Consider the following 9,646-nt stretch of genomic DNA (forward strand, 5'->3'; position numbering starts at 1 on the left):
CGGGAGGAAGTGGCCCAGACGGCGAGGAAGACGGTCGCGTACATGGCGGCCAGGACGGCGCCGACCGCGAACATGTCCGGCAGGGGGACGCTGTAGCCTGCATACGATATGAGCGCCGCCGGGAAGACGCCGAGGAACACGCAGAGCGCCAGGACGATCCAGAAGATGATCTGGGACACCCAGTCGGTGAGCCTCTCGCGGTAGATAATCATTTCTCCTCCTTCCCCAGGACGTCGGCGCCGACGGCGCGCTCGACCATCCGCCGGATGCGTTCGTAGGCTATCCCCTTCGAGCCCGTGGATGAGGGGATGAGCGTTATGACCGGTAGGGGGCGGTCGGCGTAGGAGGCGATGGTGTCCAGCATCCGGCCGCCGTATTCCTCGGTGATGAAAATCGCCACGGCTCCGCCGCTTGCCGCTTGCTTAAGCGCCTCCTCGGCCTCGTGGATCGAGCTCACCCCCACGACCGTCGTCCCCAGGACGGTGAAGCCGCGGAGCTGGTCTTCCTCTCCGATGAAGTAAATCTGGTTCAGACCGGCCACAATACCCGCTACGAAACGCCCCACAGACGGGCGGTTATCGTTTCCGGCGGGACGCCGTTCAGCTTGCAGGTCAGGACGAAGCGGACCAGCTCGATCTCGTTCCTTTTAGCCAGATAATAAGAGATGACCGGTTCGGCGCCGAAAGGAGCGAGGCGCGCCTGCCGGAGGAAATCCAGCTTCCGGTCCGCCCCTCGCACCGTCAGGTTGACCAGACCGTCGGGGGCTCCCTCGACGGCGCCGCGGACCACATCGGCGTAGGGTGTGCGGCCGACGTGCTCGGCGGCTCCGGCACGATCGCCCGTCCGGGCGAGAACCTCCAACCGCCCGACGTCCAGGTTGCCCCCGGGGAGGAAGGCCGCGGCGGACAGCTCCTCGGGGTTGGGCGCCGCCAGGCAGCGGACCAGGACCGCCAGATTTACGAGGTCGGTCTCCAGCTCGTGGTACGCGGTGAGGAAGGGCAGCCCTATTTCCCCGGCGAGCCCGGCCAGGCCGGCGAAGAGGGCCCGGTCCACTCCCTGCTGCAAGAGGAACGGGTCGTGCGCCTTCTCCCATTCCTCCAGGAGCCTTTTGCCCAGCTCGGCGAAGGGGTCTGGAAGCGAATCCGGTTCCCCACCGTCAGCGAGGGCGGTGAGATTTTCCAGGGGCACACCCCCGCCCTCGGTCAGGGGCGGCTTTTTTTCCGTCAGGCGTCCGACGAGGGCCGCCTTGAGGTTGGCGTAATCCAGCCTCAGACGCAGATATTCGAGCACCCGGGGATCCGGCACGCTCTCCCGGATGAACCGGGTCAGCTCGGCGGACTGCTTGGCGAGGAGCTCCTCCAGGCCGGCGCCGCTCCGGGACGCGGGCTCGTAACCCGCCTCGCGGAGGGCGTCCACGGCGTCCTCGAAGGTCCGGGCCTCGGCGGCCTCGACGAGCGACCGTCTCGTCAGCAAACGGCGCTCGCGGACCCGAACGCGGCCCACGGCGTAGGCGTAAGCCGGATCGCCGGAGAGCTTGATCCGCCCCATCATCGTAATTCCTCGAACCCCAGGATGCCGAGCAGTTCTTTTTCCAGAAACGGCCGCAGGCTCCGGGTCAGCGCGCGGAAGGTGAAGTTCAGCTCGGTTTTGCCGCCGCGAAGGACGAACCCGCCACCCTGCTCGCGCGTCTGGTTGGAAACCGACAGCTTCGGGGTGAAGCCTTTCAGGAAGGCGTCGTCCAGGAAGGCGGCCTCGCGCTTCGAGGTGATGACCTCGTAGGGGCCCTTCAGATCGGTGTCGGCGACGAGGTATTTGAAGACCGCGCGCCAGGCGTCTTTTTTCAGGGTTTCAAGCTCGTCGGCCGCCGCGGCGAAGGCCTCGTCCAAAAGCTCCTGCTTGGCCGCCAGGACGGCCTTGCGGGCGTTGAGCGCGGCCATGGAGACGACGCGCTCCCGGGTGCCGGCGGCCTCGCGTTCCCCCGCTTCCCGGATGCGCGCCTCCAAGGCGTGGGCGCGTTTCTCCACCTCGGCGAGGATTTCGGCGTTTTTGGCCTTCGCGGCGGACTGTATCTCCGCCACCCGGGCGTCGGCGTCGCTTGCTATCTTGGCGATGATTGCGTCCAGGGACAACTCACACCCTCCCAACTGCGTTCAGGAGGAATATGGTGATAAGAAGACCCAGAACGGCGTAGAACTCGACGAAGACGCCCAGCACGAGCGCCTTGCCCGATTCGTTCGGCTGCTTGGCGGAGAGGCCGATACCGGCGGTGCAGACCTTTCCCTGGTGGATGGCCGACAGCCAGCCGGAAAATCCCACGGGCGCGCAAGCCAGGAGGATCTGCAGTCCGAGCTCGGTGGTCATGGCTCCGGCGGCGGTGAGGGTCGAGATCAGATTCAGGCCGAGGAAACCGGCGACGAAACCGTAGATGCCCTGGGTGCCCGGCAGAGCGGTCAGGACGAGGTATTTGCCGAAGTTGCGCGGATCCTCGCTCATCACCCCGGCCACCGCCTGTCCCACCAGGCCGATGCCGATGGCCGAACCGATCCCGGCCAAGGTTACCGCCAGACCGACGCCTAGGTAGGCCAATACCAGACCCATGAGTACTCCTTTGGTGGCCTTGCTATTTGTGGGGGAACGCGGTTCCGGAATACGTTTTCCTCGTAGGGTGTCCGGCGCCGCGGAAAGTGATTCTTCACCGGCATCCGGCCGGTCGGCAAATCCGTTCCGGTCGCTTAATCCTTGAGAATCGTGTGTTCCACGTTGCGGGCGAAGGGGGCGAAGATCCGTCCGCCGCCCTCATAGAACTTGCCGAAGTACTCGACGAACTGGAGTCGGGCGCTGTGGATGTAACCGCCCAGGGCATTCATCGAGATGTTAAAGATGTGGCCGACGATGAAGATCACGATGAACCAGACCGTGCTGGCCTGGAAGGCCAGGGTGTCCACCACCTGGGCGATGACCCCCGTGGCCACCCCCAGGGCGAAGAGCCGGGCGTAGGAGAGCAGGTCGGAGAAGAGGCCGGAGAGTCCGGTGTAGAGATTGAAGAATCCGGCGCCGATGCGCGGCAGTCCGCTGTCGTCGCCCACCCCGCTGAAGAGGGCGATGTAAACGCCGACGGCGGCGATCAGCCACCAGAAGATCGTTCCGTCCATTCCGGTGAGAGCCGGCAGGCCGATGGCCAGCGGGAAGAGGATCATCAAAGCGAGCCAGGGCAGCTTGCGGTAGAAGGCGGTGGGACGGTCACCCGCCCGCAGGGCGGCGAGGAAACCCAGCAGGTAACCGGTGAAGAGCTGGATGTACCCGACGACGAGGGTCAGATAGAAGAAGACCAGCATCTGATCCGGGTTGAGGGGATCAATCAGCATCAAGGTTTGCCGCAGCTCCGCCAGCTCCGGCGACCATTCAAAGTTCAGGCCGAAGAAGCCGCCGGTGAGGGTTCCCACGACCATGGTAAAGATTCCTGCGATCATCAGCATCTTGAACATCTTGCGCATGCCGGGCGAGAGGTGGAGCAGCTTCAGGCCGAGCAGCGTGGCCACGACGAGCGTCAGGCCGTAGCCGGCGTCCGTCAGGCAGATGCCGAAGAAAAGGGCAAAGAAGAAGGCGAAGTAAGGGGTGGGGTCTTTCTCGCTGGGCTTGGGCCGGGAGTAGAGGTCGGTGATGTACTCGAAGGGCCGCACCGGTGCGATGTTGGACAGATACACCGGCGGCGTCTCGTCCGCCGTCGGCGGGCGGAGGTTGTAGTGGACCAGCTCGTGCTTGTCCAGAACGCGTTTGACGCCGTCCGCCGCCAACTCGGGCACCCAGCCGCGCAGGTAGATGGCAAGCTCGGTGGCCGCCGATTCGGCGACCTTCCGCTGCCCCTCGCTTTCGGTGCGCGCCCGGTCCAGAGCCAGGTAGAGCGGATTGCGGTGTTCGAGCAGCCGGTCCGCCTCGCGGAGCGTTTCGTCCAACTCCGCCCGGCACGCCTCGATTTCCACCTCGACCTGTTGCAGACGTTGGGCGGATGTCAGCGGTCCGGTCAGGGGGCAGGGTATCAGCTCGAAGCCCTTGAGCGCGCCGCGGAGCGACTCGTCCACCGAGGCGTGCCAGACCAGAACGATTCGGCCCGAAGTGGCGGTCGCCTCCATCCCGGCTGCGCCCAGATCGGTGAGTTCGAAGAGCTCCCCCGTCGCTTCCGCGAGAACCTCCCTCAACCGGGGGAGATTCCGCGAGTTGAGGCCGTAGGCGGCGGAGAAGGTGCTGTCGGTAACTCCGAGCGAGTCGGGCGGTACCGCGAGCCCCAGCCACGAGACGAGCTCCGCCCGCTCATCAGCCAGGCGGTCGAGGCGGGACCGGATAAAGGGCGCGGTCGGCATCCTCGGCGGGGGCCGCGGAGGGCGGGGGAAGCTCGCCCCGATCCTCGGGTTCCAGGGCCTCGATCTCCACGGCGCCGGCGTCAGCCAGCGTGTCGAGCAGGTCGTCCCGGACGCTCGAGTGAAGGAGGATCTCTATGCGCTGGACTCGGGCGTTGGCCATAGTCGCCTAGGTGCCGGTGATGCGTTCCACGATGACCCGGCAGGCCTCCTTCATGCGGCCGCGGGCCTTATTATTCGTCGTCTCGATTTCTTTCTCTATGCGTTCCTGAACGTCCCGGGCCTCGACCTCGCCCGACTGACGGGCGTCATCAACCGCCCGGCGGACCTGTTCGCGGGCCGTGGCCTCCGCGGTTTTCAGCATCTCCTCCGCCCTATCGCGGGCTGCGCGGAGCTCGTTCTTCGCCTCGATTTCGGTGTCGGAAACCCGGTCGCGGGCGGCGTTCTCCGCCCCCACAACCGGTGCCAGCAACGGGTTGACTATATCGCTCATGGATTCTGTTTGAATGTGAACCGTGGAAGGTGGACACACGGGAGGGCGGCCCGGGGTCGCCGCGGAAGAAAAGTGAGGAGACATTATCACACGGCGCCTGATTAGTCAACGCTGTAGGGGACTAAGTGGCATAAGATTAAAAAGTTCCGGCGGTTGACACCCGTGCGGCGTACCCGTACAATAAACCTCCGCGACGGAGGTTTTTTTTAGTGAAGCTAATCCTCCCCGTGCTCCTCGTGGTTTTCTTTCTCCCCCCCGCATCCTGGGCCCGGGAGGAGGACACGGGCGTCGAACCCGGCCTGAATATTGATTTCAGCGGCGGCAAATCCCTCAACAGGATCGGGTCGGCGCTTTCTTTCACATACCCCCTGGCCGATGTGTTCACCTACCGGCTGACCCTGAACCAGAGCCTCCAGAACGAACCCCAGGCGGAGCGCAAATCGGACAGCCGCACCCTGCGCTTCGATCTCTTCTACATACCCGTGGACACAACCCGCATCGGTTGTTACTACGAACAGACCGATTACGACTCGACCATGGTGATCCAGGAACAGTACCAGAAGACGAAGAGCCAGCGGGCGGGGACAAACTCCACCATTCAATTCTCCGATGCCCTTTTGGCCGACATGGACGCTTACTTCACCACGAGCGATACCCAGGAGGGCACCTACGACTGGGATTACGTCTATCGCGAGTACTTCTACCACTCCCTGTCCGCGGACACCGATTTCCGTTTCGACTACAAGGTGACCGAAGACACCCGGCTCTCCCTCGATCTGACCGGTTCCCGGGAGGTGCGCAGCTACCCCGTACAGCCCGCCTTGAATTCAGAGTACTACGTGGGCGGGATAAACACGAACCTCATCGGGAATTACGCCCCCTGGGACAACACGACCGTGGAGCTCCGGTACCTCTTCAACGGTATTCTCTACCGGGACATGAATCTCATCGAGCGCGACCAGGACACCTTGAACAACACTCTGTCCATGATCTCGAACTTCGAAGCACCCTTCGACGTGAAGGGCATCCTTTCCGTGGACCTGCTTCAGGGGAATACTACCTACCTGCAGAAGGAGGTCTATCTCCAGAAGTACTTCTTCTGGATTTACCCCGAGCTGGACCCCATACCGGGGTCCCGCATCCGCGCGCCCTGGTGGCCGCTCTACGACACCTTTTCCCGGGGGATAAACTGGAAGCTGCAGCTCAACTGGGACTCGATCCAGGAAGACCACCTCCACTGGACCCTGTCCCAGGAAACGCTGAACAGGAGGTACTACGACGACGAGGGTGAGCTGCCCCCGGAACGTTTCGCCATCGCCGATTCGGTCCTCACCGACATCAAAAACAGCATGACCACCGACGCCCAGATAGACCTGGGCAAGAGCTTCATCCTCAAGCTGCAGCACAAGATAACCCACGACGACTTCATCTATCCGATAAGTACCGATAAGGACACCATTTCCCTCTACAACGACGTCTCCTCATCCATCAAGTGGAAGCTGACCGGTGCGGTTACCTTCAACGCGAACCTCAACATCGGCTTCGACCGGACGATGGGCGGCATCTCGTCGAGCCTTCCCCGGAGCAACGAGCTCAAGTTGAGCTTCGGCAGCGAGGTGAAGCTCTCCGAGGGGCTGCGTGTCAATTTGATATACACCCTCTCCCGGAACAACCGGCGGACTAACGACTTCGCGAGCGGTTCCGACTCACTCTCACGGGAGCTTGTCATCGAGCCTGTGTTCAGCGTCTCCGAGTACTGGGGCCTGGACTTCTCCGGTTCCTTCAAGGAGAGCGTGACCTTCCCGGTGGGCGAGAGTTCCGGCAGCATGGGTTTGAAGAACGACTGGAGGATCAATACACGCATCAATATATACCCCACCGATACGCTGGCCTTCGAGGTTTCCTACAAATTGAACTCCCACACGTCCATCTATACCTACCGCGAGACCATCAACACCGACCAGGCGTGGGGGCTCTCCTTCTCCTACAACATCATTGAGAACCTCGTCATCCATGTGGACGCCGATTACCGCCTCTACGAGTACGACCCCGAACGGGATTCGTTTAACGTGGGGTTCATGATAAAGACGACCATCTGACGGGGCACGGCCGCACTTCGTCGGAAGTGGTTCCCGGTGGTTCGGCCTCGGGCTCGTTGAAGTGGATAATGCCCCGGCAAAAAGAGCGAACCGAGCGAACCGAGCGAACCGAGCTATGCCCCCGGCGAAGCGAGCTATGCCCCCGGCAAAGCGAGTAACGCCCCGGCAAAACGGGTTCCAAGGTTGTTTTTAAAAGCGAACGGTTCTACAATCGCCGGGCGGCCCCCGGCTTTCACGTATGTTCCAAACCCGATTCATACCGGCAGAGCTCGTCTACGACGGAACCCAACTCACCACTCACTGGCCGCGCCGGTCGGCCGGTGTGGAGGGTGATTGCGTTGGATGTGCTTGTCGAGGGCGACGACATCTACACGCCCGACCGGCGAAAGTTTTCGGTTTCCATCGCCACCGTAAGCCCCCTGGCCGGGCTCATCCATATTGGTCTGAACGACGATCCTACCGGTGCCCCGGTGCCGGCGGTCGGGTTGGTCGAGCTGGGCGTCGGCGCGGCCGATTTCGCCCGCGAGCTCCTGGGAGTATTCGAAAAAGCGGAACAAGGTCTCTCGTCCGCGGCGGCCAAGGTGAGGGCGGTGGAATGATGGAGCGCCCGCTCCTACGCAACCTCTTCCCCCTCTTCCTCCTCTGGGTGTGGGCGATAATCTTCCTGGCGACCGGAGGGTTGCGGTTCGAAATCGTCGAGGTGAAGTACCCGCCCGCCGGACCGACCGACGCCGAGAGGCTCGAGGTGCGGGTTCTTTTCCAGAATGCGACTCCCGGCGATTACTTCACCTGCCATTGGATGCCGCCCGCGCCCGCGGAACCCCTGTCCAAGACCCTGCGGGTGGGCTCGACCGACGGCGAGCTATTTTTCACCCTGACCGGCTTCGAGGTCCCCTCCGGGTACCACCGGCTCGACCTAACCGATGACACCGGTGTTCCCCTCACCACGAGGGTGCTCTACATCCCGCCGCGTCCGCCCCAGTACGTGACGCGGATAGACTGGGAGGAATCGGGGCTCCTGGCCGCCGTGAATTACAGACACTGCGAGTCCGGCGCTCGCCTGACGGGGAGCTGGAGCTACGACGGCCGGACCATACCCGAGGCGGAGCGTGAGGTGACCCTGGGCACGAGCTGCGGTTCGGCGGATTTTCACCTGGGCCACCCTCCCGATGGGCGCTTGGCCGGGGGCTGTTACGAATTCACCCTCCTGGACGAAGGCATGTTCGTCAGCCGCACCGTCGCTCCACCGCAGCTCTCCCCGCAGTAATTCCTTTCATTTTAGGTAGTTTTTTGCTATAAACCCTCTGGACCCCATACCCCGGGCGAATTAAATGCAGGCAGTCATCCTCGCCGCCGGACGGAGCACCCGCACCTATCCCCTGACGGTTAAGACCCCCAAGGCCCTCTACGAGGTCGCCGGGCACTCGATACTCGAGCTGAACCTGCGCGCCGTCGAGGGCCTGGTGGACGAGGCCATTATCGTTGTCGGTTTCATGGGGGAGAAGATAATCCGGCGCCTGGGTTCCAGCTACCGGGGCATCCGGCTGCGCTACGTGGAGCAGAAGGAGCAGAAGGGGACGGGGCACGCCCTTCTGTGCGCCGCCGATAAAATCTCCAGCGAGGCGCTCGTGCTCATGGGGGACGACCTCTACCGCGACGAGAATTTCGAAGAGCTGTTCGAGCACCCCAACGCCGTGCTGGCCCAGCGCGTCACCGATCCCGAACGCTTCGGGGTCTTCACCGTGGAGGGCGACCGGGTCACCGGCGTCCACGAGAAGCCCACCCAGTTCGTTTCTGACCTGGCAAACACGGGCTGTTTCAAGGTCAACGCCGAATTCCTCCGGCTGCTCACAGACCTGGAGCCGAGCGAACGCGGCGAGATAGAGATGACGGGAGCGGCCGCCAAGCTGGCCGCCGAGGGCAAGCTCCACTGGGTCGAGTCCAACGGCGGCTGGTACGCCATCGGCTACCCATGGCACCTGTTGGAGGCCAACACCCGCCTGATCCAGGACCGGCCGTTGCAGCGGTTCAACGTGAAGGCCCGCCTCCTGGGTGACGTCCACCGTTGCGTCACCGTGAACATTCTCGAGGACTCCTGGATCGGCCGGGGGTGCATCCTCACCGACCGGGTGATGATTTCGCGGAACTGCTACGTCCACCCCGGGGTGCAGATAATGAACCGCACCGCGGTGGGCCCCAACACGCAGATAGCCGGCGGGACCCAGATCGGGAATTGCCTGATCGGGGCCAACGTGCAGATCGGCCGTCGCTGCCTTCTGACCCGGTGCGTCATCGGCGACGGGGCGGTGCTGGGGGACGCGGTGACCGCCTTCTGCGACCCGCCGCCCGACGGGAAAATCTACTCGAACGTCAAGGGCGAGCGGGTGGAGGTGGACCTGCCGAAGTTCGGCGCCGTTATCGGCCCCGGGGCCTACGTGGCGCCTATGACCGTGCTGATGCCCGGGGCGAAAATCGCCGCCGGGGCGAGTACCGAGTTCGGCGAGATCGTCCACGGCGACAAAGGGGAAATCTGGCCGGAGGGTGAGTGACCCGCTCCGGTGGCTCGCGGGTGAGACCGGCGTAGACCGGCCGGGAACCGCCCGGGCCCTTTTTTTGTATAATTAAGACGAATCGTCCGTTGCGAAGGGGGTTTGTGTGGACGCCGTGGAGGCCGCGGCCAAGCTCGAGCGGTTGTCCGA

Annotated in this window: 12 protein-coding genes; 4 read left to right on the forward strand and 8 right to left on the reverse strand. The window is 63.5% G+C overall.

Annotation, left to right across the window (positions count from 1 at the left end; all coding sequences use genetic code 11):
* From NTW26_01020 to NTW26_01055, 8 genes are all read right to left on the reverse strand, one after another.
* Positions 1-212 (reverse strand): hypothetical protein (locus NTW26_01020; protein ID MCX7020856.1); only part of this gene is annotated, 212 nt, incomplete at its 3' end.
* Positions 209-541: a V-type ATP synthase subunit F gene (locus tag NTW26_01025; GenBank protein ID MCX7020857.1), complete on the reverse strand. Its 333-nt coding sequence runs from the start codon at positions 539-541 to the stop codon at positions 209-211. The genes NTW26_01025 and NTW26_01020, both read right to left, overlap by 4 nt.
* An 8-nt stretch (positions 542-549) precedes the next feature.
* The gene (locus NTW26_01030; GenBank protein ID MCX7020858.1) at positions 550-1,551 is read right to left on the reverse strand and encodes a V-type ATPase subunit; all 1,002 of its coding nucleotides are present in this window, start codon (positions 1,549-1,551) and stop codon (positions 550-552) included.
* Positions 1,548-2,129, reverse strand: coding sequence for a V-type ATP synthase subunit E family protein (locus tag NTW26_01035; protein ID MCX7020859.1), 582 nt, complete (start codon positions 2,127-2,129; stop codon positions 1,548-1,550). Before NTW26_01035 ends, NTW26_01030 begins: the two co-directional genes overlap by 4 nt.
* A gap of 1 nt (position 2,130) precedes the next feature.
* Positions 2,131-2,598, reverse strand: a complete 468-nt coding sequence (locus tag NTW26_01040; protein MCX7020860.1) for a V-type ATP synthase subunit K — start codon at positions 2,596-2,598, stop codon at positions 2,131-2,133.
* 134 nt (positions 2,599-2,732) lie between these two features.
* Complete coding sequence (locus tag NTW26_01045; GenBank protein ID MCX7020861.1) at positions 2,733-4,358, reverse strand: hypothetical protein; 1,626 nt, start codon at positions 4,356-4,358, stop codon at positions 2,733-2,735.
* Complete coding sequence (locus NTW26_01050) at positions 4,312-4,518, reverse strand: hypothetical protein (GenBank protein MCX7020862.1); 207 nt, start codon at positions 4,516-4,518, stop codon at positions 4,312-4,314. Before NTW26_01050 ends, NTW26_01045 begins: the two co-directional genes overlap by 47 nt.
* A gap of 6 nt (positions 4,519-4,524) precedes the next feature.
* Positions 4,525-4,827 carry a hypothetical protein gene (locus NTW26_01055; GenBank protein ID MCX7020863.1) on the reverse strand — a complete coding sequence of 101 codons (303 nt, stop codon included), beginning with the start codon at positions 4,825-4,827 and terminating at the stop codon, positions 4,525-4,527.
* Positions 4,828-5,057: 230 nt separating this feature from the next.
* On the opposite strand from NTW26_01055, the gene NTW26_01060 reads away from it, so the two are divergent.
* The 4 genes from NTW26_01060 to NTW26_01075 all read left to right on the forward strand — a co-directional run bounded on the left by NTW26_01060 (position 5,058) and on the right by NTW26_01075 (position 9,496).
* Positions 5,058-6,947, forward strand: a complete 1,890-nt coding sequence (locus tag NTW26_01060; GenBank protein ID MCX7020864.1) for a hypothetical protein — start codon at positions 5,058-5,060, stop codon at positions 6,945-6,947.
* 344 nt (positions 6,948-7,291) lie between these two features.
* Positions 7,292-7,546 carry a DUF366 family protein gene (locus NTW26_01065; GenBank protein ID MCX7020865.1) on the forward strand — a complete coding sequence of 85 codons (255 nt, stop codon included), beginning with the start codon at positions 7,292-7,294 and terminating at the stop codon, positions 7,544-7,546.
* The gene (locus NTW26_01070; GenBank protein ID MCX7020866.1) at positions 7,546-8,214 is read left to right on the forward strand and encodes a hypothetical protein; all 669 of its coding nucleotides are present in this window, start codon (positions 7,546-7,548) and stop codon (positions 8,212-8,214) included. The genes NTW26_01065 and NTW26_01070 overlap by 1 nt, the downstream gene beginning before the upstream one ends.
* 64 nt (positions 8,215-8,278) lie before the next feature.
* Entirely contained in the window at positions 8,279-9,496 is a 1,218-nt protein-coding gene (locus NTW26_01075; protein ID MCX7020867.1) for a sugar phosphate nucleotidyltransferase, read from the forward strand.
* Positions 9,497-9,646: the final 150 nt, after the last annotated feature.

Source organism: bacterium, from assembly GCA_026398675.1.
GTDB lineage: Bacteria > RBG-13-66-14 > RBG-13-66-14 > RBG-13-66-14 > RBG-13-66-14 > RBG-13-66-14.